This window comes from Lysinibacillus parviboronicapiens, assembly GCF_003049605.2.
In the GTDB taxonomy this organism is placed as follows: domain Bacteria; phylum Bacillota; class Bacilli; order Bacillales_A; family Planococcaceae; genus Lysinibacillus; species Lysinibacillus parviboronicapiens.
Genome location: NZ_CP073713.1, coordinates 4,101,469 through 4,125,849 on the forward strand (window position 1 = coordinate 4,101,469; position 24,381 = coordinate 4,125,849).

The following is a 24,381-nucleotide window of genomic DNA, read 5'->3' on the forward strand; positions in this document are numbered from 1 at the left end:
ACAACAAAATATCTGTCTACGTTACACTTTTATGATGAAGAAGCCATCTCGAATGAAATTGGGATGGCTTTTTTCTTTTCAAATAGAAGTATCTATGTGAACCCGTTGCTTTCTGCTACGGCTGACGCTTTTCGCGGGCACGGCTTCAGTCTCCTCGTCCTACGCTTCTGCGGGGCCATCAGCTCATGCTTTTCCCGCAGGAAGCCTTGCTCTGTTGCGAAAGGTGAATGCCGTCAGCTACACTCGCCGCCTTCGCTCCAATCAACTTGTGTACGTAAAGTTGGCGACCAAGTATTTCTGTGCAAAGAATTTGGGTTAGTGCTGATAGATTTGTATGGTGACCATTAAATAACAACATATCCCCTAAATCAATTTACTTATAATTCTAAAAAAGTATAAATATATGATTTACTATTTAACTACAAATATTTTACAGTAAATTTAATATTGATTTTCCATTATTGGTAATGACGATGGATTTTTTTCATGATAGAATAAAGTAAATTGTCAGTCATCTGACGATATGAGGGAGGAATTCATGGATGAAATGGGTTAAAAGTATTGCAGCAACAACACTCGCTGCAAGTTTACTAGCTACACCAGGTTTTGCTGCAAATGCTGAAGAAACAACACCAGCAACTACGAAAGACGGTTTCAAATTAACAATTCTACACTCAAATGACACACATGCACACGTAGAAGCTGCACCCCAACGTGCAACAAAAGTTAAAGAACTACGTGCAGCAAATGCAAACTCACTTCTACTAGATGCTGGTGACGTTTTCTCCGGTACTCTATACTTCAATCAATTTACTGGAGAAGTTGATATGAAGTTAATGAACTTAATGGGCTACGATGCAATGGTATTTGGTAACCATGAGTTCGATTTAGGGTCAAGCCCTGAAGGACATGCTGCACTTGCGAAGTTTGTAAAAGGTGCTGATTTCCCATTGTTAGGAAGTAACTTGGATTTCTCAAAGGATTCCTTATTTGATGGCTTACAATTCCAAACAATCACAAAAGACTTTGAAAATGGTAAAATCTATAATGGTATTATTAAAGAAATAGATGGCGAAAAAGTAGGCGTTTTCGGTTTAACAACAGAAGAAACACCATCGATTTCTAGCGTTGCCAACGTTCAATTTGCTAACTATATTGATTCTGCGAAAAAAGCAGTAGCAGAATTTGAAAAGCAAGGTGTCAATAAAATTATTGCCTTAACACATTTAGGCTTCGATGATTCAAAAGAATTTGATAATGACCAATTACTAGCCTCTGCTGTAGAAGGCATTGACGTTATCGTAGGCGGACATACACATACAAAATTAGATAAAGCTGTTAAAGCTGAAACTTCATTTAAGAACCCAACGATCATTGTACAAACAGGTCAATATAGCGAAAATTTAGGCGAACTTGATCTAACTTTCAACGATAATGGCGCAGTTGTTGATTATTTCGGTCAATTACATGCCTTAAATGATAAAGAAAAGCCTGTTGAAGCTGATGCAGAAGCAACTAAACTTTTAGCACCCTATACTGAAAAAATTGCGGCTGTTAAACAACAATCTACAGGTAATACTGCCGTTTCGGTACTCGATGGAAAACGTGGTATTTGGGGCGTTCGTGCTGGGGAAACAAACCTAGGTAACCTCATTACTGATGGTATGCTCGCTGGCGCACAAAAAATTGACCCAGAAGTACAATTTGCCTTCCAAAATGGTGGAGGTATCCGTGCAAGCATTGACGCTGGGGACATTACTGTTGGTGAAGTAATGACTGTAATGCCATTCGGTAATGCGCTAGGGATTGTAAAAATGACTGGTGCAGAAATCTATGAAATTGCTGAACATAGTGTGAAAGACTTCCCGAAAGAGTTTGGGGGCTACCTGCACTTCTCTGGCTTGCAAGTAGAATTTGACGGTAAGGCAGAAGCTGGTAAACGTGTCACGTCTATTAAATTAAACGGTAAAGAACTAGATAAAGCAGCTACTTACAAAGGTGCTACAAATACTTTCACTGCTAAAGGCGGCGATGGTTTTGAAACACTTGAAAAAGTATATGCTGATGGTCGTGTAAGTGAACCTGGTACAATCGACTATGAAATGTTTATCGATCATTTAAATTCGCTTAAAAAAGTAGATCCTAAAGTAGAAGGTCGTATTGTAGCAACAATTCCATTTACAGATGTTGCAAAAGGCTCTGAAACAGAAGGCTACGTTCGTGATCTTTATTATCGTGATTTAACACAGGGCACTTCAGCAACAGCATATTCACCAAACGCTCATTTAACACGTGCACAAGCTGCTTCATTTATTGCGCGTGTATTAAAACTTGAAGCAAAAGGTGAAGCTACATTCTCTGATGTAACTAGTTTAGAAGAAGCTACACAAAAAGAGATTACAGCGCTTGCTGAAGCTGGAATTGTACAAGGCCAAAATGGCAAATTCAATCCTACTGCTAAAGTTACTCGTTCTCAACTTGCTTTAATGTTTGCACGTGCTTATAACTTACAACATGATGCAAAAACAGGTTTAACAGCAGACTTCAGTGATATTTCTAAATACAATGCTGAAACGCAAAACGCTATTGCACTTATGCAAGAATTAGAGATTGCTAGTGGATCAAATGGCAAATTTATGCCCGCTAACAATGCTACACGTGCACATATGGCTAAAATGCTTTCTAACTACATTCCTTATGTAAAAGAATCTAAATAATGCGATAAGAAAACCCGCTTCTCCTAATAGAGTGCGGGTTTTTATCTTTACTTAGTAAAACTTGACAATAATTCGATGTAAAGTGGCATTCACACCACTAGCCTGAAAAAGCCTTATTCTGTAGATCCAACACGTCCATCAGTTATCACAGTTTTAAAAAGCTATCATTAAAAATCGAATTTAAAGTTATCTGGGTCTTGTCCAAAGCGTTTATTGAGATTTAATGAAGCTATTTGTGTCATTTGAGCTTGCGTTAATTCAAAATCAAAAATCTGTGCATTTTCTTCAATACGGCTTGGTGTTACAGATTTCGGAATAATAATCGTGTCATTTTGTAAATGCCAACGAAGGACTACCTGTGCCGCAGTCTTCCCTAATTCTTGACCAATTTCGAGAATTGTTGAATTATCCAAGACACCACCACGCCCAAGCGGTGACCATGCTGTCAGTGCGATTCCATGCTTAGTACAATATGTCTTTAAAGCGTCTTGTTGCAGATATGGATGCACCTCTACTTGATTGACCATTGGCGCGATATTTTCTTTTGCTAATAGTTTTTGTAAATGATGCTCATGGTGATTTGATACACCTGTTGCACGAATTAATTTTTCATCATAAAGTCGTTCAATAGCTCTGTACGTTTCTTCAAATGATTGTGGCACTGCCCAATGTGTTAAATATAAATCCAAATAGTCCATATTTAACTTTTTCAATGATACTTCAAATGCACGTAACGTTGCATCGTAACCTTGGTCATTATTCCAAACCTTCGTAGTGACGAATATCTCCTCTCGCTTGATGCCAGCATGACGAATCGCTTCGCCTACCTCTGTCTCGTTGCCATACAATGAAGCCGTATCTATCGCCCGGTAACCAACTTTAAGTGCATAGTCGATTGCCTGCAATGTTTCTTCACGTTCTGTCATTTTATATACACCTAAACCAAGACGTGGCATTTCTACACCATTTGTTAATACTTTTGTTGATTGTAAATTCAAGAACTACAGCCCCTTTCTTTTCCTAGTTCCATTATACAAAAAATTGGATTTAAGAAAAATAGAGTAGTTCTCCTTCATCTGCACCATATTAAAGAGACTTTACTCCGGGAAGTATTATCACCTTGTTCCGGAATTACACATATTTCTAGCTTTTTACGTCACTGTTTCTTGATGTTGTCTTCCGGCTCATCTACCTGAATTGGATCTGTTATACGATCATCCTCTGCAAGCTCTAAACCATCACGCATACGCTCCATTTGCTTGCCAAGCTCTTTCACTTCGTCAAAATTCCCTGCCATTGTACCATTCTCAATACTCGGAACTTTTTTCTCCATTATCATCACCTCATCTATAGTTTTCCCGAAATACTTAAGACTGAACCATTTCTGACATATTTTCTTATTCATTGACGTTTCCTTTTCATAGTAGATAAGCTATACTTAAGGGAGATTTCTTTATAAACATGAGGAGGGTTCTTCCATGAGTTTATTATTAATTCTTGGTGTTACAGCTGCTTTCTTAGCTGCTATTTTCACGGCTGGTTACGAAGGCGACTACAAAGCGGACAAATAATACCTCAAGACAATCACTAAGTATGTTTTACTGCTTAGTGATTTCTTATTTTATTGAAGTACCTTTATGGTTACTTCTTTTTTTTATGGGAATTTTAAAACGAACTATGGCTAAAACTAGTTAAGCATGACACCGCTCCTTCATTCCTTCATAATTTGAATACGAGATAAATCCTTGACTTTCAATACTATATAAAATAAACTTAGTTACATAAAGTAAGTTGATAATTAAAAATAAGTAATTTTTGGAGGCAAACAATTATGCACTTTCATGAAAAACCAAACACATATGTAACAAATGTCGAAATTAAAGTAAGTGATTTACATCGTTCATTGAAATATTACCAAGATATTATAGGTTTTAAGGTTCTACAAGTAGAGTCACATAAAGCAACTTTATCAGCGGATGGCAAAACCGCACTGTTGACAATCGTTCAACCCGAAACAGTGGAAGAAAAAACGAGCTTAACAACGGGGCTGTATCACTTTGCCTTACTATTACCAACACGCCGTGACTTAGCAAATATTATTAGTCATTTCCGCAATTCGGGCGTTTATTTTGGGGCATCTGACCATGATGTGAGTGAAGCTCTTTATTTACGCGATCCAGATGAAAACGGTATTGAAATCTATAATGACCGTCCTGAAAGTGACTGGACTTGGCATTTCGATCAAGTGCATATGGTAACAGAACCACTTAATATTTCAGCCATATTAGATGAAGGTGACGGTGAATGGCAGGGACTACCTACTGACACAGTTATGGGACATATACATTTATCGGTTTCCAATTTAACTGCAGCAGAGGAATTTTACACAAAAGGCTTAGGTTTTGATATCGTCACACGTTATGGTGGACAGGCACTATTTATCTCAACAGGTCGTTACCATCATCATATCGGTCTTAATACTTGGTATTCTGAGGGAGTACCAAAGCTTGGCGAAAACCAAGTCGGCTTAAAAACATTTACTCTGCGATTGGATAATGAGACACAAGTGGCTGACATGAAAGAAAACCTACATGCGATTGGAGCAACTATTGTTGAAATTGATGGAGGTTTCCAGACAGTTGACCCTGCTGGTAATGTAGTGTTACTGAAATTTTAAGCTATCCGTCACTTTCATATTTCAACAAAAAAAGCAGTTCTCACATGTGGAGAACTGCCTTTTTTAATGTAACCCTGGGTAACCTTGCTGTCTCAAAGCTTCATAAATAACAATCGCAGCTGTATTCGATAAATTCAGTGAGCGTACATGTTCACTTTGAGGAATCCGCAAACACATATCACGACGTTCATATGCAAAATCCTTCGGCAACCCTGTCGTTTCTTTGCCAAACATAAAGTATATATCACGTTGCTGATTACTAAAATCATGTGTTGTAAATGGCTCTTCACTATATGTTTCAATTAAATACACATCACCGTTTTTCGAAAACTCGATAAAATCCTCGAGGGAATCATGATACACAACATTGACACTATGCCAGTAATCTAATCCAGCACGCTTGAGCATTTTATCATCCGTTGAGAAGCCAAGAGGACGAATTAAATGTAAAGAGGTATTCGTACCAGCACAGGTACGTGCAATATTACCTGTATTTGCTGGAATTTCTGGTTGATATAAAACGATATGCAATGGCATAACGGTACACTTCCTTAGCTAAAAAATTGTAAACCTTTATTAATTTCAACGAGTACTTCCCCGTCTAGTTCTTTGTCTTTTGCCACGAGCAATGCCTTTTCTGCCTGCTCCCCGCCAATTTTCCCTAATGCCCATGCCGCCGTTCCTCGGATAACAGGGCGATTATCTTTTTCTAGAAGAGACACTAAATCTGGCACTGCTGCTGCTTCTTTAAAATGTGCTAATGCTAAAATAGCATTGCGTTGAATAGGCTTTTTACCACGCCAAGAGCCTGAAACATGTCCAAATTTTTCTTTAAATTCACGGTTAGAAATGGTCAAAAGTGGTACAAGTAACGGCTTTGCGATTTCTGGGTCAGGCTTAAACTCTTCGTGAATCCAGTTAATCTTTCCTTTGTTTTTGGGACATACGGTTTGGCATGTATCACAGCCATACAGTCGATTTCCAATATGGGCTCGAAATTCATCGGGCAAGGTTCCCTTTGTCTGCGTTAGAAAGGCAATACAACGCTGTGAATCAAGCTGCCCTCCCTCTACTAACGCGCCTGTTGGGCAAACATCCAAGCATAAACGGCAATCCCCACATTCATCTTCCATCGCTCTATCTGGTGCAAATGGAACATTGGTAATGAGCTCTCCAAGATACACATAGGAACCAAACTCCGGCGTAATAATAGAGCAATTTTTCCCGCTCCAGCCAATCCCCGCACGCTCGGCTACTGCCCTGTCTACCAGTGCACCCGTATCAACCATTGATTCAATACGCACACCCTCTACTCGTGCTTCAAGCCATGCTGATAATAGTTTTAAACGCTCTCTTAACGCTGTATGATAATCGACACCCCAAGAAGCTCTACAAAAAATCCCACGTCTTGAGCCCTTTTTTCCAACAGGTGCATCCTGCATACGTGATGGATACGCTACTGCTATGGCAACTATGCTTTCTGCTCCTGCTAGTAGTTGAAATGGCTCAGTACGTTTTTCTATATCGCTTTCTTCAAAGCCTGATTGATAACCAAGCTCTTGCTGGCGACGCAGACGATTTTTTAATTCTGTAAATGGAGCTGCCGTTGTAAAGCCAATTTTATCAACGCCAATGGACATTGCATACGCCACAAATTCACGCTGTAGGTCATGTATGTTCATTTTATTTCCAACTCCTTACATGATACAATAATAGAAATAGTTAAAGTAGGTGATAATTTTATGAAAGTGTCACTCAATCCAACTCTCAATACACGATATCCTGAGCTAAAAATCGGCATTATTCATTATACCAAAATTGTCGTAGCACAATCGCCCCAAATGATTAAAGGACGAATGCAATTGTATCAGGAAAATCTGTATTTAGAAATGCAAGAGACTCCTGTTACACAACGAGCAGGTATTGCAGAATGGCGACAACTTTGGAAAAAGTTTGGTGCTGATCCAAACCGTTATCGCCACGCGGCAGAAAGCTTAATGCGTCGTATCTGTAAGCAAAATTATTTAACACCATTGCAATCTGGTGTTGATTTAAATAATTTCTTCTCTTTGCAATATGAAATTCCAATCGGCCTATATGATATAGCTTATCTTAAAGGAAATATTGAAATCGCACTTGGCGATGAAGGAATAGGATATGAAGGCTTGAATGGCCGCTTTAACTCGTTAAATAATATCCTCTATAGTCGTGACGAGGACGGTGCATTCGGTTCACCATTCGTCGACTCTAAACGAACAGTCGTCTCAGAGTCAACGACAGATGCCTTACAAATTTTCTATTTGCGTCCATCGCTTTCAGACAGTCAATCCGAAGCACTTCTCTCCTCCGCCGGTAAAATGTTCAACCAAATACATGGTGGCGACTATTCTACAACTCTATTAACAAATGTTGCACCAGCTACTACACTATAAAAAGGACGTGTTTTCATGATAAATCTTGCAGAAGCTGTTAAACTGAAAAGCATTTTAACAAAAAAAACTCAGGAACTTACGAGTGAATTACATCGAAGTGCCTTTGTAACTGTTGAAAAGGGACAAGCACCAAAAACGAGCAATCGTGCTATGACCGTTATTGAATCTGAGCTAGCACAAATACGTCTGGATGTACGTACTTTAGATCGCCTTGTATATGAGGCCAATATCAAAAACACAGTAGACTTTAAAGGTCAACAAATAGCACTAGTCGAGGCAATTGAACTTGCAACACAGCTTCGAGCAGAAGCAGAGCTTTGCAAACACTTTAGTACACATGAGAAGGAAAGTGTACGCATGGGCTATGGTGAAAGTACAATGCTCTATGAAATTGCCATGTACGAGCCCGATGAATACCGGGAACGTGCCCTAAAGCTCGAAAAAGATGCACACAAGCTTTCCAATTTAATTAATGCCAAAAATTATAGCATTGAACTTAACTTTGACGATTCTCGCTATTTCTAAGGTGGGACGGTGAAGCGCCAAACCTATCCTAAATTGGAAATATAAATACCGGTTTTATAGTTAATAAAAAAGATTGAAGCTATTTGCTTCAATCTTTTTATTTATAGCTCCCCTTAAAGAAGTACTATTCCTATTTGTCGTTGAACTAGACAACTTTAGAGATGCTTTTTTTTACTGTATTAAATCATAGTTAACTTCAAATTCCCCTAAATCCATATCAGCAATATGGAAAGTGACATTATAGTTAGAATCAGTATATGTATGAGTGTCTTTCTCTTCATCAAAAGCTTTACCAAGTTCTTCTTCATTTTTATCTAAATTCAATCCTATTGCATCAATAATTGACATAGCAGATAATAATCCTTCTTCCCATTCATCGCCCTCTTCACTTACTTCATTTATTGGACTTGCTTCTACAGAAATCTTATATCCAATTAATTTTTTATCCTCATTATATTTAGCGACTACTTTATAATGACCCTCATGTTTTTTAAAATCAGTTTCCAATAAAATTTGTGACAATATACCTTCCTCTTTATTCAAGTCATTAGTAATTGGTTCTGGAATCTTCTCTAATTCTATTGGTTCTTCTGTATCCTGTTTATAGACATCAACTCTGACATTGTATTTTTTAACAAACTTTTCTACTGTAGCTTTTGATTCAGCATCAACCTCTTCATATTTTACTGGAACGACCTTCTCTTCCTTTACGCTCTCTTCTTTTTTTACATCTTCTTCTTTATTCTTCTCTGTTCCCGCTCCGGAACACCCAACTAGCATCACAGCTAGTATTAATAATAAAGCTTTCTTCATTTCTTTATTCCCTCCGAATGCATACCATTAAAAATGTATGTTTTTTACTTTAGCAAAATACAATTATAATACAAACGACTACTATTTTAACATTTCATCACCTCAATTACAATTTTGACAAATAAAGGTGTTTATTGCTACAGTTATTATTCCCTATTTTTCGACATTGCAGGTGCTATAAAAAATTTGTATTACGTAGTGAACTACCTAAGACGGGTTTTATGAACGTCTTTTAAAAGCCCGAATTTTGTCGAAAAAAAATACTTAAATTCACTTAAAAAGTCGAGTTTCCCCGACTTTACTTAACCGTTATTTTTGTATGTATAACTCATGTTTTCTTTTTAAACTACTATTACTAAAGAAATATTAGTCCAGAGTTTTAGATTGTCATTCCCAATGTCACTATAACTAACGGGCAATTTAGTTAAACCCTTTATATACGTTTCAAGTTTTATAGAGCATTACTTTGTACAGGTAATGATTGTAACAATAAAAACATGATTAAAATTAATAAGAATTTATTGTAAAACAATAAACAACGTGTTAAATTCAAAGTGACAACAAATAAGTGAGGTGCTTTTTATGAAACGAGTATCAACACTCTTTTTAAAATTAGCTGTTATTCTTATGGGAATCCCCGTGCTAGCTTTGTGTATATTTTTGGTGCCTAAGATAGCGAATTTTGCAGCACAATTGTATCCAGATATGGCATATTTAAAATATCTCGTTTTTATCGATTTGTATGCAACAGCAATCCCTTTTTACTTTGCTCTGTATCAAGCATTTAAACTTTTAAGCTATATTGACAAGAATATAGCTTTCTCAGATTTATCTGTAAGAGCTTTAAAAAATATAAAATACTGTGCAATCACAATCAGTATCTTGTATGTGTTAGGTATGCCTCTCTTCTATCTCATTGCGGAGATGGATGACGCACCAGGTATCATACTAATTGGCATGGTCATGATTTTTGCTTCAATTGTGATTACAGTTTTTGCTGCTGTTCTTCAAAAGCTATTGAAAAATGCCATCGATATAAAATCGGAAAATGATTTAACGGTCTGAGGTGAAAAATATGGCAATTATAATCAATATTGATGTGATGCTGGCGAAAAGGAAAATGAGCGTAACAGAACTTTCGGAGAAGATTGGCATAACATTGGCTAACCTTTCTATATTAAAAAATGGAAAGGCCAAAGCAATTAGGCTTTCAACATTAGAGGCTATTTGTAAGGCTTTAGAATGCCAACCTGGGGATATTTTAGAGTACAAAAATGAAGAAGAACATTCGGATTGATTAAGCTTAAGGCTTGATCTTTTGGGGTCATGATAATTCAACAAACTCAAATGTTTAAATTAGCAACAACCTTTGAGAAAATAGCCGAACTGCAAAATTTATAATTTATTTTCATTTTCAATTTATTTTGACTGCTAAAATAAATGTTACTGTTGGAAATGAATGCTCTTTAATTTACAAAAGTTGGTATGGTAAATCAAGGCTTTTCATATCACTTAAAACTGTATACAATAGATTTATGGGGTCGATGAGACTCCATTACTAGATGGATGTGCTGTTTTCGAGGACTACTTTTACGTAGACAACTTGAATAAACCAATGACATGTGACCTGTTACTCTATGACCGATGACCCATAACCAACTATCGGCAAAGGCATAAATAATCTGTTATCATATGACTAATTCGAAAACGCCATCCAAAACTCTCTTGCACTATGTGTGTAAGAGAGTTTTTTTTATGTCTAGTTTGCCCCTATCACGGACAGAATGGCTGTATACCAAAGAAAGGGGTAATACAATGACAAAGCAAAATAATTCGCAATTTGAAAATGATGATATATTGACTAATCGACAAGGCCACCCAATTACCAACAATCAAAATCTACGAACAGTAGGGAATCGCGGACCAGCAACACTTGAGAATTATGATTTCTTAGAGAAAATAAGTCATTTTGATCGTGAACGTATTCCAGAGCGTGTTGTTCATGCGCGTGGTGCTGGTGCACATGGCTACTTTGAAACATATGGTAGAGTCGGCAATGATCCTATTTCTAAGTATACAAGGGCTAAGGTTTTTCAAAACAAGGGGAAACAAACACCTGTTTTCGTTCGCTTTTCAACAGTTATTCATGGTGGGCATTCACCTGAAACCCTCCGTGATCCGCGAGGCTTTGCCGTAAAGTTTTATACAGAGGATGGTAACTGGGATTTAGTCGGCAATAATTTAAAGATTTTCTTTATTCGCGATGCTATGAAATTCCCAGACATGATTCATGCTTTCAAGCCCGATCCGATAACAAATATTCAAGATGTTGAACGCTTTTTTGATTTCTGTGCGAGTTCACCAGAATCCTTTCATATGGTGACCTTTGTTTACTCACCTTGGGGCATTCCAGCTAATTATCGAATGATGCAAGGCTCCGGCGTTAATACGTATAAATGGGTGAATAGTGATGGCAAAGCAGTATTAGTAAAGTATCATTGGGAGCCATTACAAGGCATCAAAAATTTAACACAAAAAGAAGCCGAAGAAATTCAAATGAAAAATTTCAACCATGCAACCCAAGACTTATACGATGCAATTGAACGTGGTGATTATCCTGAATGGGAGTTAAATGTTCAAATTATGGAGGATGGGCCACATCCTGAGCTTGATTTTGATCCTCTAGACGATACAAAGCTTTGGCCAAACGACAAATTCCCGTGGTACCCCGTAGGCAAGATGGTATTAAATAAAAACCCAGAAGACTATTTTGCAGAGGTTGAACAGGCAACTTTCGGTACAGGTGTCCTAGTGGATGGTCTAGATTTCTCTGATGATAAAATGTTGCAGGGACGAACTTTCTCTTACTCTGACACACAGCGTCATCGAGTCGGAGCAAATTATTTACAGCTTCCCATTAATGCACCAAAGAAACGTGTTGCAACGAATCAAAATGGTGGACAAATGCTGTATAAGCGCGATTTAGCACCAGGCCAAAATCCACATATTAACTATGAGCCTTCCATGTTAAATGGCTTAAAGGAAGCATCACAATCAGCTAAAGAATATACACCTCTTGTGGAAGGTCATCTCGTACGCGAATCGATTGATCGTCAAAATAACACGAAACAAGCGGGGGAAACATATCGTAATTTCGAGCAATGGGAGCGAGACGAACTTTTAGGAAATCTTATTCGTGATTTATCGAGCTGCAAAATTTCTATTCAAGAAGCAATGATTGCCCTTGCACAAGAAGCGGATGAAGAATATGGTCGTCTTTTAAAAGAAGGACTGCAAAAGGCACAAAAAGACACTTCAACTGCTCGACCTCTTGGCAATATCGACGGTGACGATGCCCCTAACGATGCCGTTAACAAAGGGCATGATGCTGAGCCGTATTAAAAAAAAGCGTTCTGCATTTTCGGAACTGACCCCAAAAGTATAGACAAATAAAAAAAGCATCTTCGATTGAATTCGGGTTTAGATACCTAAACTTCAATTAGGAGGTGTTTTTTCTATGGGAACAAGAGTGAGTTATCCATACGAAGTAAAAATGAAGGCTATTGAGATGCGATTGGCTGGTATACCAACGAAGCAGGTTTTAATTGAATTAAATATAAGGCATAAAACACAAGTGGAAACATGGATGCGTTGGTATAGAAACGGAGAAATACACCGATTTGAACAACCTGTAGGTAAACAATATACCTTTGGTAAAGGTCCTGAATATGAGAATGAACAAACAAAATTAGTAATGGAGAACCGTTATTTAAAGCAACAAATTGAGGTTTTAAAAAAGTACGCAGAGTTGGAGAGGAAGTGGTTGGAGAAGTAGCTGTACAGTTAGTAGAGACGCTAAAAGAAACGTTGTGCGTGAAGGATATATGTGCACATTTAGGAATTGCACGATCTACCTACTATCGTTGGAAACAGGCATCTGCGGATGCAAGGTCTCGTCAGGCGATTGAACGACATATTGGAGAACTCTGTCGTGCGCATAAATTCCGATATGGTTATCGGAAAATTACTGCACTCTTACGCCAAGAAATACGCGTGAATCATAAAGTCGTGCAACGTATCATGCAAAAATATGGTTGGCAGTGTCGAGTAAAAGTAAAAAAACGGAAACAAACTGGACAACCCTACTATATCGCAGATAATTTATTGAACCGTAATTTTGAGGCAACTGCACCTTTACAAAAGCTCGTTACCGATATTACTTACTTGCCATTTGGTCAGAAACAATTGTATCTTTCAAGTATTCAAGATTTATATAATGGCGAGATTATCGCCTACTCGATTGGTGATTGCCAAGATACTGATTTTGTGTTGAATACCTTATCCCAACTAGGTACTTTACCCGATGGGTGTACACTACACAGTGACCAAGGTTCGGTGTACACGTCTTATCGATATCAACAGGCCGTAAAAGGGAAAGGCATTATCATGAGCATGTCCCGTAAAGGTACGCCCGCTGACAATGCCCCAATTGAATCATTTCATTCTGCATTAAAGTCTGAAACATTTTACTTAGACAATTTAAGGCGTACTACGACGGCAATCGTAGAACAAACTGTCAAAGACTATGTAAAGTATTATAACTATATCCGAATACAAGCGAAACTAAACAACCAGTCGCCGGTACAATATCGACAACTGGTTGGGTAAATGCTTTTTTGATCTCTGTCTTATATACAGGGGTCAGTCCCTTCAAACTTGCAGACGCTTCTTCTTTTATTTAATGCACACCTGGTAAAATTCTTAAGACTTTTTCCTGTGCATCTAAAATGGCATCTACCCCTAAAGGTATGGCAATGTTTGTTGTTTCATGTCCGATTTTAAAGCCAGCTACTACTGGGACACCTAGTTCTGCAAAATACTCTGTCATTAACGTTAAAAGCGCCGCTTCATCTGCCCCAGTTTGCGTAAAGGAACCAATAATAACCCCAGCCAACTGTTCGAGTTTGCGGGCTTGCTTTAATTGTTGCAGCATGGAATCAATACGTGGAATTGACTCGGCTATATCCTCTATCAATAAAATTTTACTCTCTGTACGAACTTCAAACTTCGTACCAAGAGTACTTACAAGTCGACGTAAATTCCCCCCTACAATTTGACCGCGTGCAACACCTGGGGCAATCGCCGTTAGAGGCGATATCATTTCCGTATATTGAACTTCCATCGGTGTAAAGAGCTGTAAAAACATTTTCTTCGATATATCATCCATTTTACTTGCAGCCATTAGCATCGGTCCATGGAAGGTTACTAAATCTGCAAATTCATGAATCGCACCATGCAAATATGTAAGATCTGAGAAGCCCCAGAAAATTTTTGGATTTTCTGCAAGTAGATCATAATCTATCTTTCCTGCAATACGAGCAGAGCCATAACCACCCTTTATACAAAAAATAGCCTTCACCTCAGGGTCCTTCACCATTGCATGAAAATCTGCAAGCCGCTCCTCATCACTACCAGCTAAATAGTCATGCTTAGCATTAATTGTATCGCCTATTTTATAACGTAGGTCCAATTCGTCAAGAAAGGCTAATGCTTCCCCAAGCTTTTCTGGCTCAACAAGGCTAGATAATGCTACAAGACCCACTGTATCACCTTTGACCAAACGTGGTACTGTATTTTTCACAATAACCCCTCCTATACTTTTCTTTATTCTAGCATATGTATAACTTTGCATCATTGATTATTCCTAGTATTATTGACTATAACTGATGTTGGATTCTGACAATTGTACTCCTGTTAGCATTAACAGGGGTCGCAGCATTTAATACGCTCGTCTATACTGGGCTACATTACACGACTTCCATAAATGCATCGCTCATGATTTCATCAACCCCCATTATGATTTATATGCTATCTTTTATTTTTTTAAAGGAAAAACTATCTAGGTTTCAAATTCTCGGAGCGACCTTATCACTTAGTGGTGTGTTTTTCATCATTTCTGGGGGCTCTGTTGCAAGCTTGGTGGATTTTACATTCAATAAAGATGACATAATTGTTGTAGTTGCCGTGTTCTGTTGGAGCATTTATTCACTCCTTGTAAAGCACTATGCAGTACGCTTACCATGGCAATCTACTTTTCTTGTAACAATCTTTATAGGAGCTGTTATGCTGTTACCATTCTATATATATGAATCTATGACATTGACGAACTCCATTCACTGGCAATGGTCAACGATTGCAGCGATTTTATAGGTTGGCGTTTTCGCATCCATTATAGCCTTTCTTAGTTGGAATAGCGGTGTCATCCAACTTGGTGCTAACAAAGCAAGCATTCACCTAAATTTTATCCCTGTATTTGCGTCAATTTTTGCTGTAATCTTTCTCAGCGAAGCTACATGGATTTCAGTTTATAGGTGGGCTTGCCGTCGTCGCTGGTGATATATTAAGTGGTAGAAAATAATAAACGTAGACTTCAAAAAATGGAGTCTACGCTTTTTTTCTTATTTTGTACCACCGTAAATAATAGTTACATTGGGGTGATTCAACAATTGGCTAGCTGGAAAATCTTCCGTCACAACACCACTTTTTAACTTTTCAATTGCCTCTAGTTTTTTCTCACCAAACGCGATTAATACAATTGCTTTAGCATTCATAATCGATTGAATGCCCATTGTAATGGCTTGCGTCGGTACGTCTGCTGGATCATCAAAATAAATAGCATTTTCAGTTCGTGTAGATTCAGTTAACTCCACAATATTCGTTAATGATGTAAACGATGTGCCAGGCTCATTAAAGCCAATATGTCCGTTAACACCAATTCCTAGTAGTTGCAAGTCAATTCCACCAGCTTCTGCTATACGGTCATCGTATGCAACACACTCAGCCGCTAGATCGTCCACTTTGCCATTTGGTAATTGAATATTTTCTTCCTTCATATCTACATGATTAAATAAGTTCTCGTGCATAAATGTCCAGTAACTTGCTGGACTCGATTGATCTAGACCGACATATTCATCCAGATTAAACGTTTTCACATCTTTAAAAGTAATATCTCCCGCTTGTTGGCGTTTGACTAATTCCTTATACATCCCAACTGGCGAACCTCCTGTAGCAAGACCTAAAATACTAGCAGGCTTTGCTTTCAGTTGCTCCGTGAAAATATTTGCTGCCACTGCACTCATTTCATCATATGAATTTACTTCTATCCACTTCATTGTGCTTGTCATCCATATACCTTCCTTACAATCATTATTATTAACTAAAATGGAAAATATTTTACTAATTAGTAGCTAATATATTAATTTTACAAGTTATCTAATTACTTTTCTATTATTTTCTTTATCAATCTTTATGCGTGTATTCTTTTAACAATTCGGTTATGTTAAATAGTAAGGAAGTGAGGCGATTTTTATAATTTCACAAATACAACAGTACTTACAACATATTAAATTTCAAGGTCCTTTAGAGCCATCCATTAAGCTTTTGGGGCACTTGCAAACTTGCCATCTCCATACAATTCCATATGAAAATTTAGACGTGGCGTTGAAACATAGTATCTCCTTCGCTCTCCCTGATCTTTTTCGTAAAATGATTGTTCAAAAACGCGGAGGTAATTGTTTTGAGCTAAATATTTTATTTAGCTGGCTCCTACGTGAACTCGGTTTTACTGTTACAAACCGCTATGCGCAATTTTGGCGTAATATCGAAGACGGAACACCTCCTGAAGAAGTCCCTATGCATCAGCTACTTCTCGTCACTTTTGAAGGTTTACATTATATTTCAGATGTTGGCGTAGGTGCACTCGCTCCCTGTAAGCCAGTACCTTTAATTGCTGGCCATCAGCATCGTGAAGGCAATGAGCTTTACAAAATTGAATGGGATGAAATATATGGCTGGATGCTCTATGAGCAAACTCCACATAAATGGCGTTTACTCTATTGCTTTACGGATGATGCTAACGATGCTAGATTTGCCCCACGGCTTTCTAAACAAACCAATAAAATTGCGATGATTCGTACCCCACGTGGACGACACACTATGCTCAATAATCAATTTCGCATATATGAAGGTCAATCCTTAACAACCTATACAACACATAGCGACAAAGAGTGGTTACAAGCGCTGAATCGTTATTTTCATATTTCACTGTTCTAAATAAGGATGCATCGAATAAATGCATCCTTATTCATATTAATTTTTCGAACGCTTTAGTAACTCATAAATAACTTCCTCGTCATGCAGCTCCTTTACTAAGCCGATACCATCTACAAAATAGTAGGTTTTCACTACATCACTATATATAAAGGTTTCTTCTAATATAGCGACGTTTTTATAGTTGACTCCGCCTGCTCGAACTGTCCCATCCGTCGTTTTAACTGTAATTCGATTACCATTTACAGGCCCATCATCATCTTCATGTACAATTACACCAATTCGCAGCGGCAATTCTATAAATAAATCATAATGCGTGCTAAAATCTGCAGCAATTGCTTGTCCATATACAGTATCGTCGCCATAAAGCAGTTCATCATTAAATGGCTCTTGCGTACTCCTATTTGTAACCGTCCATACGTCATTTTTATTATCGTTATGGCTATATTGATAATTTAATGTATACCTCATATCCTTATCAGGCGAATAAAAAGCATACGTGTATACATACGCAGGATCCTTTAAAAGATTCACTTTTGAAAGTGTTAAGGCTCGGGCCATAAATGCTGAAAAATGTGCTCGTGTTAGCGATAAATTTGGTTTAAATGAACCATCCTGATAACCCCTTGTAATATTATTATTCGCAATTGCTAAAATTTCCTTATATCCTATTGTCTTTTCTGTAACATCTGTAAATTGATACGAATTTGATCCTTTTAGTTTAAAGGCCCTTTGTAAAACAATCGCCATTTCTCCTCTAGAAAGCGTACCATCTGGTTTAAATTTCTTTGTTGCATCGAAAATTCCTTCATTTTGCGTAGCCGCTATTTCTTTAAAATAGATATGTGTTGTTGGTACATCTAGATATTTCGGATTTTTTACGTTCGTTGTCTTCAATCCTAGCGCTCGTGTTAACATTACAGCTACTTGTGCCTTTGTCACATAGTCATTTGGTTTAAACATGCCATTAGGATACCCCTTGATAATGCCTCTTTCTACTAAATAATCAATTTCAGTTGCTAACACATTTTCGGATGTTACATCTTTAAAACTGGCTGCATAAACCGGTTGAATTTGTAATATCCATACAGAAAGCACAGCCACACACAGAATCTTAGTAATTTTATTCATGTCATTCCCCCTATTTTTCTTTCATCCTTCTTATCCTATTCTCCATCAACAACAATTAGATATAATCTCCAAAAATAGCATAGCAATAACGTTGTTTATTATATTCTTTGATATTTCATGACATCCACCTATCCATTTGTATTACTTACCCATACCCATTGTCTTATCCTTTTACGCCTGAGAAATATAGGTGATTTTTTCTTCTATCTAGTCTGTAGCAAAAAAAAAACCTCTACTATAAGCTGTAGAGGGGGGCATCATTGTATTTTACATTCAATGACTTTATTAATTATTTCTTTTGTGTTAAACCTAGACCAAGTCCAGTAGGATCAACCAAATATGCCAGATAAAAATTATTAAACTCCATTTTATCTCAGACGATTATCGCACCATGTTCCTTAGCTTTTGAAATAGCATCTTGCATCATCTTCAATTAGAATATGAGTTCCATGAGGATAATCATTTGGTCCCTTTCCAATTATATAGTTCACGGTAACTACGCAGATTTCATCTTATCCTTTGTAGCGCTTTAGTAATTTTTCTTGATGGGCACTGAAAATTTCCTCAAGTGAAATATCATACTTATTGGCAATCACAATGATATTTCCTAATACATCGCCAAGTTCCTCTACTAATTCTTGTTTATTCTCTTCATAGGAACCTACCTTTTCATCTGGTCGGTCTCTTCCTATTTCAAGTGCTCGAATCGCACGTGCTACTTCTCCCGTTTCTTCGGCCAAAAAGCCGATCCGTGTAAAGATATTTAAGTCTGACCACCCTCGTGTTTCATAGTAATCTTTTATCCACAATTGAAAATCATTTAATTCCATAAACCTATGCCCCATTTCCTTGTTGTATAAATGAAATTATACTATAAAGCTTATAGCCTTACCTGATATGGATGGTATTCCCTGCAATCAAGTACAGATCAAGTTTATAAATAATTTTGCTATGCTACGAACAAAGAAAAAAGACCTCAACATAATCGTTGAAGTCTTGTAATTAATCATTTAATGGTACCGGTGGTCGGGGTCGAACCGACACTCCAAAGGAACACGATTTTGAGTCGTGCGCGTCTGCCAATTCCGCCACACCGGCATGAGACCTTAGAGATAAAAAAAATCGGATAATCCGATTGTTGTTAAAAAACATTATGGAGGCGGCAACCGGATTTGAACCGGTGATAAAGGTGTTGCAGACCTGTGCCTTACCACTTGGCTATGCCGCCATAAAAATTGGAGCGGAAGACGAGGTTCGAACTCGCGACCCCCACCTTGGCAAGGTGGTGTTCTACCACTGAACTACTTCCGCAATAAATGGCTGGGGTACCTGGATTCGAACCAGGGCGTGACGGAATCAAAATCCGTTGCCTTACCGCTTGGCTATACCCCAAAAGATAATTTTATGAAAATGGGGCGACTGATGGGAATCGAACCCACGAATGCCTGAACCACAATCAGGTGCGTTAACCACTTCGCCACAACCGCCATATTACTATCGTTTATATTAAATTAAATGGGGCGACTGATGGGAATCGAACCCACGAATGCCTGAACCACAATCAGGTGCGTTAACCACTTCGCCACAACCGCCATAATATGCATTGGCAGGGGCAGTAGGAATCGAACCCACATCAAAGGTTTTGGAGACCTCTATTCTACCGTTAAACTATGCCCCTATAAAAATAAAAACTGGTGGAGGGGGACGGATTCGAACCGCCGAACCCTAAGGAGCGGATTTACAGTCCGCCGCGTTTAGCCACTTCGCTACCCCTCCGGGATTACATGGTGCCGGCTATAGGAATCGAACCCACGACCTACTGATTACAAGTCAGTTGCTCTACCTGCTGAGCTAAACCGGCAAAAAAATATGATGGGTCAGGACGGAATCGAACCGCCGACACTTAGAGCTTCAATCTAATGCTCTACCAACTGAGCTACTGACCCATATTTTAAAAAATGGCGGTCCCGACCGGGATCGAACCGGCGATCTCCTGCGTGACAGGCAGGCATGTTAACCGCTACACCACGGGACCATTTGGTTGCGGGGGCCGGATTTGAACCAACGACCTTCGGGTTATGAGCCCGACGAGCTACCACTGCTCCACCCCGCGATAATACTATTAGAATATATAAATAATGGTGGAGGATGACGGGCTCGAACCGCCGACCCTCTGCTTGTAAGGCAGATGCTCTCCCAGCTGAGCTAATCCTCCATCTGGGTATTGAAAATGGTGACCCCTACGGGATTCGAACCCGTGTTACCGCCGTGAAAGGGCGGTGTCTTAACCACTTGACCAAGGGGCCCATTTGGAACTGTAATCCTAAAGTTTGCTGGCGGAGAGTAAGGGATTTGAACCCTTGAGACAGTGTTAACCGCCTACACGATTTCCAATCGTGCTCCTTCGGCCACTCGGACAACTCTCCAAGAATGGCTCCGAAGGCAGGACTCGAACCTGCGACAACCTGATTAACAGTCAGGTGCTACTACCAACTGAGCTACTTCGGAATGATATTATGTATAGCCTAGCGACGTCCTACTCTCACAGGGGGAAGCCCCCAACTACCATCGGCGCTAAAGAGCTTAACTTCCGTGTTCGGTATGGGAACGGGTGTGACCTCTTTGCCATCATCACTAGACTATATGAAAGACATTATTTATTATAACATATTTTATTATAATTACAAGTGTTTTATCATCACTTTTTTATTCTTTCAAAACTGGATAAACGGTGCATTGAATGTTTCAAACATTTTGGTTAAGTCCTCGATCGATTAGTATTCGTCAGCTCCATGTGTCACCACACTTCCACCTCGAACCTATCTACCTCATCGTCTTTGAGGGATCTTACTTACTTGCGTAATGGGAAATCTCATCTTGAGGGGGGCTTCATGCTTAGATGCTTTCAGCACTTATCCCGTCCACACATAGCTACCCAGCGATGCCTTTGGCAAGACAACTGGTACACCAGCGGTGTGTCCATCCCGGTCCTCTCGTACTAAGGACAGCTCCTCTCAAATTTCCTACGCCCACGACGGATAGGGACCGAACTGTCTCACGACGTTCTGAACCCAGCTCGCGTACCGCTTTAATGGGCGAACAGCCCAACCCTTGGGACCGACTACAGCCCCAGGATGCGATGAGCCGACATCGAGGTGCCAAACCTCCCCGTCGATGTGGACTCTTGGGGGAGATAAGCCTGTTATCCCCGGGGTAGCTTTTATCCGTTGAGCGATGGCCCTTCCATGCGGAACCACCGGATCACTAAGCCCGTCTTTCGACCCTGCTCGACTTGTAGGTCTCGCAGTCAAGCTCCCTTGTGCCTTTACACTCTACGAATGATTTCCAACCATTCTGAGGGAACCTTTGGGCGCCTCCGTTACCTTTTAGGAGGCGACCGCCCCAGTCAAACTGTCCGCCTGACACTGTCTCCTGCCCCGCTAAGGGGCATGGGTTAGAATTTCAATACAACCAGGGTAGTATCCCACCGACGCCTCCTTCGAAGCTGGCGCTCCGAGATCTCTGGCTCCTACCTATCCTGTACAAGTTGTACCAAAATTCAATATCAGGCTACAGTAAAGCTCCACGGGGTCTTTCCGTCCTGTCGCGGGTAACCTGCATCTTCACAGGTACTATAATTTCACCGAGTCTCTCGTTGAGACAGTGCCCAGATCGTTACGCCTTTCGTGCGGGTCGGAACTTACCCGACAAGGAATTTCGCTACCTTAGGACCGTTATAGTTACGGCCGCCGTTTACTGGGGCTTCAATTCGCAGCTTCGCTTGCGCTAACCACTCCTCTTAACCTTCCAGCACCGGGCAGGCGTCAGCCCCTATACGTCACCTTACGGTTTTGCAGAGACCTGTGTTTTTGCTAAACAGTCGCCTGGGCCTATTCACTGCGGCTCTCATGCGCTTGCACGCTCAAGAGCACCCCTTCTCCCGAAGTTACGGGGTCATTTTGCCGAGTTCCTTAACGAGAGTTCTCTCGCACACCTTAGGATTCTCTCCTCGACTACCTGTGTCGGTTTGCGGTACGGGCACCTCTCACCTCGATAGAGGCTTTTCTTGGCAGTGTGAAATCAGGAACTTCGTCCTTAAAGGACTCGCCATCACAGCTCAACGTTACAGTGTGCGGATTTGCCTACACACACGCCTTACTGCTTGGACGCGCACAACCAACGGCGCGCTTACCCTATCCTACTGCGTCCCCCCATTTCTCAAACGGTGAGGAGGTGGTACAGGAATATCAACCTGTTGTCCATCGCCTACGCCTATCGGCCTCGGCTTAGGTCCCGACTAACCCTGAGCGGACGAGCCTTCCTCAGGAAACCTTAGTCATACGGTGGACGGGATTCTCACCCGTCTTTCGCTACTCATACCGGCATTCTCACTTCTAAGCGCTCCACCAGTCCTTCCGGTCTGACTTCAACGCACTTAGAACGCTCTCCTACCACTGACATCGTAGATGTCAATCCACAGCTTCGGTGAATCGTTTAGCCCCGATACATTTTCGGCGCAGCGTCACTCGACCAGTGAGCTATTACGCACTCTTTAAATGATGGCTGCTTCTAAGCCAACATCCTGGTTGTCTATGCAACGCCACATCCTTTTCCACTTAACGATTACTTTGGGACCTTAGCTGGTGGTCTGGGCTGTTTCCCTTTTGACTACGGATCTTATCACTCGCAGTCTGACTCCCGTGTATAAATATCTGGCATTCGGAGTTTGTCTGAATTCGGTAAACCGGGATGGCCCCCTAGTCCAAACAGTGCTCTACCTCCAGTATTCTCATCACGAGGCTAGCCCTAAAGCTATTTCGGAGAGAACCAGCTATCTCCAGGTTCGATTGGAATTTCTCCGCTACCCACACCTCATCCCCGCACTTTTCAACGTGCGTGGGTTCGGGCCTCCAGTAAGTGTTACCTTACCTTCACCCTGGACATGGGTAGATCACCTGGTTTCGGGTCTACGACCACGTACTAATTCGCCCTATTCAGACTCGCTTTCGCTGCGGCTCCGTCTTCTAAAACTTAACCTCGCACGTAATCGTAACTCGCCGGTTCATTCTACAAAAGGCACGCTATCACCCATTAACGGGCTCTAACTACTTGTAGGCACACGGTTTCAGGATCTCTTTCACTCCCCTTCCGGGGTGCTTTTCACCTTTCCCTCACGGTACTGGTTCACTATCGGTCACTAGGTAGTATTTAGCCTTGGGAGATGGTCCTCCCAGATTCCGACGGAATTTCACGTGTTCCGCCGTACTCAGGATCCACTCAGGAGGGAATGAACTTTCGACTACAGGGCTTTTACCTGCTCTGGCGGACCTTTCCAAGTCGCTTCATCTAACTCATTCTTTTGTAACTCCGTATTGAGTGTCCTACAACCCCAAGAGGCAAGCCTCTTGGTTTGGGCTCTTCCCGTTTCGCTCGCCGCTACTCAGGGAATCGATTTTTCTTTCTCTTCCTCCAGGTACTTAGATGTTTCAGTTCCCTGGGTCTGCCTTCAAGACGCTATGTATTCACGTCAAGATACTACGCGATTAAACGTAGTGGGTTCCCCCATTCGGAAATCTCCGGATCAAAGCTCACTTACAGCTCCCCGAAGCATATCGGTGTTAGTGCCGTCCTTCTTCGGCTCCTAGTGCCAAGGCATTCGCCGTGCGCCCTTAATAACTTAACCTACGTCGGCTTCCAATACACTGCGTATTTCGTTGTCAGCTTCACTCGTTCAGTCAGTCACGTACTAAGGTACGCTCCTTTCCTCTCTCGCTTGCTTCCTAGAACTACTTGTGTCTTGAAACCCTACATTATCTGTTATTAAGCCTAAAAAACTTAAAAAATAAATGTGTTTGTTACTATTTCAATGTCGTTTTATCCAGTTTTCAAAGAACAAGTTTTGAAGTTATTCATTCAGAAGAATGAACCTTCAAAACTGAACGCAAAACGTAATCTTACAAACCCAAGGTTTGTATTC

At 40.0% G+C, this 24,381-nt stretch carries 18 protein-coding genes, 16 tRNA genes, 2 rRNA genes and 1 pseudogene; 10 read left to right on the forward strand and 27 right to left on the reverse strand.

The features are described from left to right. Window positions 1-542 precede the first annotated feature (542 nt). Window positions 543-2,717, forward strand: a complete 2,175-nt coding sequence (locus C9J31_RS19835) for a 5'-nucleotidase C-terminal domain-containing protein (RefSeq protein WP_107951274.1) — start codon at window positions 543-545, stop codon at window positions 2,715-2,717. A gap of 167 nt (window positions 2,718-2,884) precedes the next feature. Here C9J31_RS19835 and C9J31_RS19840 read toward each other — a convergent pair whose 3' ends face one another. Beyond that, window positions 2,885-3,715 carry an aldo/keto reductase gene (locus C9J31_RS19840; protein WP_107951275.1) on the reverse strand — a complete coding sequence of 277 codons (831 nt, stop codon included), beginning with the start codon at window positions 3,713-3,715 and terminating at the stop codon, window positions 2,885-2,887. Between the two features lie 158 nt (window positions 3,716-3,873). Next, a complete protein-coding gene (locus C9J31_RS19845; protein ID WP_193767010.1) occupies window positions 3,874-4,050 on the reverse strand; it encodes a hypothetical protein in 177 nt (58 codons plus the stop codon). A gap of 498 nt (window positions 4,051-4,548) precedes the next feature. Here C9J31_RS19845 and C9J31_RS19850 point away from each other — a divergent pair, with 498 nt between their 5' ends. Next, window positions 4,549-5,394: a VOC family protein gene (locus tag C9J31_RS19850; RefSeq protein WP_107951276.1), complete on the forward strand. Its 846-nt coding sequence runs from the start codon at window positions 4,549-4,551 to the stop codon at window positions 5,392-5,394. A 63-nt stretch (window positions 5,395-5,457) separates the two neighbouring features. On the opposite strand, the gene trmL is transcribed toward C9J31_RS19850, so the two are convergent. Continuing rightward, window positions 5,458-5,931, reverse strand: coding sequence for a tRNA (uridine(34)/cytosine(34)/5-carboxymethylaminomethyluridine(34)-2'-O)-methyltransferase TrmL (gene trmL, locus C9J31_RS19855; RefSeq protein ID WP_107951277.1), 474 nt, complete (start codon window positions 5,929-5,931; stop codon window positions 5,458-5,460). Window positions 5,932-5,945: 14 nt separating this feature from the next. Further along, window positions 5,946-7,076: a tRNA epoxyqueuosine(34) reductase QueG gene (gene queG, locus C9J31_RS19860; RefSeq protein WP_107926302.1), complete on the reverse strand. Its 1,131-nt coding sequence runs from the start codon at window positions 7,074-7,076 to the stop codon at window positions 5,946-5,948. Between the two features lie 60 nt (window positions 7,077-7,136). Between queG and C9J31_RS19865 the strand changes: the two genes are divergently transcribed. Together C9J31_RS19865 and C9J31_RS19870 are read left to right on the forward strand one after the other, a co-directional pair. Further along, a complete protein-coding gene (locus C9J31_RS19865) occupies window positions 7,137-7,826 on the forward strand; it encodes a B3/B4 domain-containing protein (protein ID WP_107951278.1) in 690 nt (229 codons plus the stop codon). Window positions 7,827-7,841: 15 nt separating this feature from the next. Next, on the forward strand, window positions 7,842-8,351 hold the full coding sequence (locus C9J31_RS19870; protein ID WP_054768612.1) for a hypothetical protein: 510 nt from the start codon (window positions 7,842-7,844) through the stop codon (window positions 8,349-8,351). A 171-nt stretch (window positions 8,352-8,522) separates the two neighbouring features. On the opposite strand, the gene C9J31_RS19875 is transcribed toward C9J31_RS19870, so the two are convergent. Further along, a complete protein-coding gene (locus tag C9J31_RS19875; protein WP_107951279.1) occupies window positions 8,523-9,164 on the reverse strand; it encodes a hypothetical protein in 642 nt (213 codons plus the stop codon). Between the two features lie 582 nt (window positions 9,165-9,746). Between C9J31_RS19875 and C9J31_RS19880 the strand changes: the two genes are divergently transcribed. The 4 genes from C9J31_RS19880 (at window position 9,747) to C9J31_RS19895 (ending at window position 13,832) form a co-directional block, all read left to right on the forward strand. Further along, window positions 9,747-10,229: a DUF2975 domain-containing protein gene (locus C9J31_RS19880; protein WP_107926296.1), complete on the forward strand. Its 483-nt coding sequence runs from the start codon at window positions 9,747-9,749 to the stop codon at window positions 10,227-10,229. Window positions 10,230-10,239: 10 nt separating this feature from the next. Continuing rightward, window positions 10,240-10,461 carry a helix-turn-helix domain-containing protein gene (locus C9J31_RS19885; RefSeq protein ID WP_107951280.1) on the forward strand — a complete coding sequence of 74 codons (222 nt, stop codon included), beginning with the start codon at window positions 10,240-10,242 and terminating at the stop codon, window positions 10,459-10,461. Between the two features lie 518 nt (window positions 10,462-10,979). Further along, on the forward strand, window positions 10,980-12,566 hold the full coding sequence (locus C9J31_RS19890) for a catalase (protein WP_107951281.1): 1,587 nt from the start codon (window positions 10,980-10,982) through the stop codon (window positions 12,564-12,566). A 115-nt stretch (window positions 12,567-12,681) separates the two neighbouring features. Then, window positions 12,682-13,832, forward strand: a protein-coding gene (locus tag C9J31_RS19895) for an IS3 family transposase (protein ID WP_211634924.1) whose coding sequence is annotated in 2 segments (ribosomal slippage) — window positions 12,682-12,955 and window positions 12,955-13,832 — 1,152 coding nt in all. Because the reading frame shifts where the segments join, the coding sequence is not laid out codon by codon here. Between the two features lie 70 nt (window positions 13,833-13,902). Here C9J31_RS19895 and C9J31_RS19900 read toward each other — a convergent pair. Next, entirely contained in the window at window positions 13,903-14,805 is a 903-nt protein-coding gene (locus C9J31_RS19900; protein WP_107951708.1) for a S66 peptidase family protein, read from the reverse strand. Between the two features lie 110 nt (window positions 14,806-14,915). Here C9J31_RS19900 and C9J31_RS23845 point away from each other — a divergent pair. After that, window positions 14,916-15,560, forward strand: a pseudogene (locus C9J31_RS23845) (DMT family transporter). A 62-nt stretch (window positions 15,561-15,622) separates the two neighbouring features. On the opposite strand, the gene nagB reads toward C9J31_RS23845, so the two are convergent. Further along, window positions 15,623-16,336: a glucosamine-6-phosphate deaminase gene (gene nagB, locus C9J31_RS19910; RefSeq protein ID WP_107926330.1), complete on the reverse strand. Its 714-nt coding sequence runs from the start codon at window positions 16,334-16,336 to the stop codon at window positions 15,623-15,625. A 229-nt stretch (window positions 16,337-16,565) separates the two neighbouring features. On the opposite strand from nagB, the gene C9J31_RS19915 reads away from it, so the two are divergent. Continuing rightward, a complete protein-coding gene (locus C9J31_RS19915) occupies window positions 16,566-17,276 on the forward strand; it encodes an arylamine N-acetyltransferase family protein (protein ID WP_280530771.1) in 711 nt (236 codons plus the stop codon). Between the two features lie 36 nt (window positions 17,277-17,312). On the opposite strand, the gene C9J31_RS19920 is transcribed toward C9J31_RS19915, so the two are convergent. The 20 genes from C9J31_RS19920 to C9J31_RS20015 form a co-directional block, all read right to left on the reverse strand. Next, window positions 17,313-18,404, reverse strand: coding sequence for an S-layer homology domain-containing protein (locus tag C9J31_RS19920; protein WP_107951706.1), 1,092 nt, complete (start codon window positions 18,402-18,404; stop codon window positions 17,313-17,315). Between the two features lie 512 nt (window positions 18,405-18,916). Further along, window positions 18,917-19,234: a MazG nucleotide pyrophosphohydrolase domain-containing protein gene (locus tag C9J31_RS19925; RefSeq protein ID WP_054768608.1), complete on the reverse strand. Its 318-nt coding sequence runs from the start codon at window positions 19,232-19,234 to the stop codon at window positions 18,917-18,919. A 184-nt stretch (window positions 19,235-19,418) separates the two neighbouring features. Continuing rightward, window positions 19,419-19,502 (reverse strand) — tRNA-Leu (locus tag C9J31_RS19930). 56 nt (window positions 19,503-19,558) lie between these two features. Beyond that, a tRNA-Cys gene (locus C9J31_RS19935) sits at window positions 19,559-19,632 on the reverse strand. A gap of 8 nt (window positions 19,633-19,640) precedes the next feature. Beyond that, window positions 19,641-19,715 (reverse strand) — tRNA-Gly (locus tag C9J31_RS19940). A 6-nt stretch (window positions 19,716-19,721) separates the two neighbouring features. Next, window positions 19,722-19,796, reverse strand: a tRNA-Gln gene (locus tag C9J31_RS19945). A gap of 19 nt (window positions 19,797-19,815) precedes the next feature. Next, window positions 19,816-19,891, reverse strand: a tRNA-His gene (locus C9J31_RS19950). 29 nt (window positions 19,892-19,920) lie between these two features. Continuing rightward, window positions 19,921-19,996, reverse strand: a tRNA-His gene (locus C9J31_RS19955). Between the two features lie 12 nt (window positions 19,997-20,008). Further along, window positions 20,009-20,082, reverse strand: a tRNA-Trp gene (locus C9J31_RS19960). A 14-nt stretch (window positions 20,083-20,096) separates the two neighbouring features. Continuing rightward, a tRNA-Tyr gene (locus tag C9J31_RS19965) sits at window positions 20,097-20,180 on the reverse strand. Window positions 20,181-20,189: 9 nt separating this feature from the next. Next, window positions 20,190-20,265: transfer RNA gene (locus C9J31_RS19970), tRNA-Thr, on the reverse strand. 12 nt (window positions 20,266-20,277) lie between these two features. After that, window positions 20,278-20,350: transfer RNA gene (locus C9J31_RS19975), tRNA-Phe, on the reverse strand. Between the two features lie 13 nt (window positions 20,351-20,363). Next, window positions 20,364-20,439, reverse strand: a tRNA-Asp gene (locus C9J31_RS19980). Between the two features lie 3 nt (window positions 20,440-20,442). After that, window positions 20,443-20,517 (reverse strand) — tRNA-Met (locus C9J31_RS19985). A gap of 26 nt (window positions 20,518-20,543) precedes the next feature. Next, a tRNA-Val gene (locus tag C9J31_RS19990) sits at window positions 20,544-20,619 on the reverse strand. Between the two features lie 16 nt (window positions 20,620-20,635). Then, a tRNA-Glu gene (locus C9J31_RS19995) sits at window positions 20,636-20,710 on the reverse strand. A gap of 28 nt (window positions 20,711-20,738) precedes the next feature. Continuing rightward, a tRNA-Ser gene (locus C9J31_RS20000) sits at window positions 20,739-20,830 on the reverse strand. Between the two features lie 5 nt (window positions 20,831-20,835). Next, window positions 20,836-20,912 (reverse strand) — tRNA-Asn (locus tag C9J31_RS20005). Window positions 20,913-20,927: 15 nt separating this feature from the next. After that, window positions 20,928-21,043 (reverse strand): 5S ribosomal RNA (gene rrf / locus C9J31_RS20010). Between the two features lie 115 nt (window positions 21,044-21,158). Next, window positions 21,159-24,087: ribosomal RNA gene (locus C9J31_RS20015) — 23S ribosomal RNA — on the reverse strand. Window positions 24,088-24,381 lie beyond the last annotated feature (294 nt).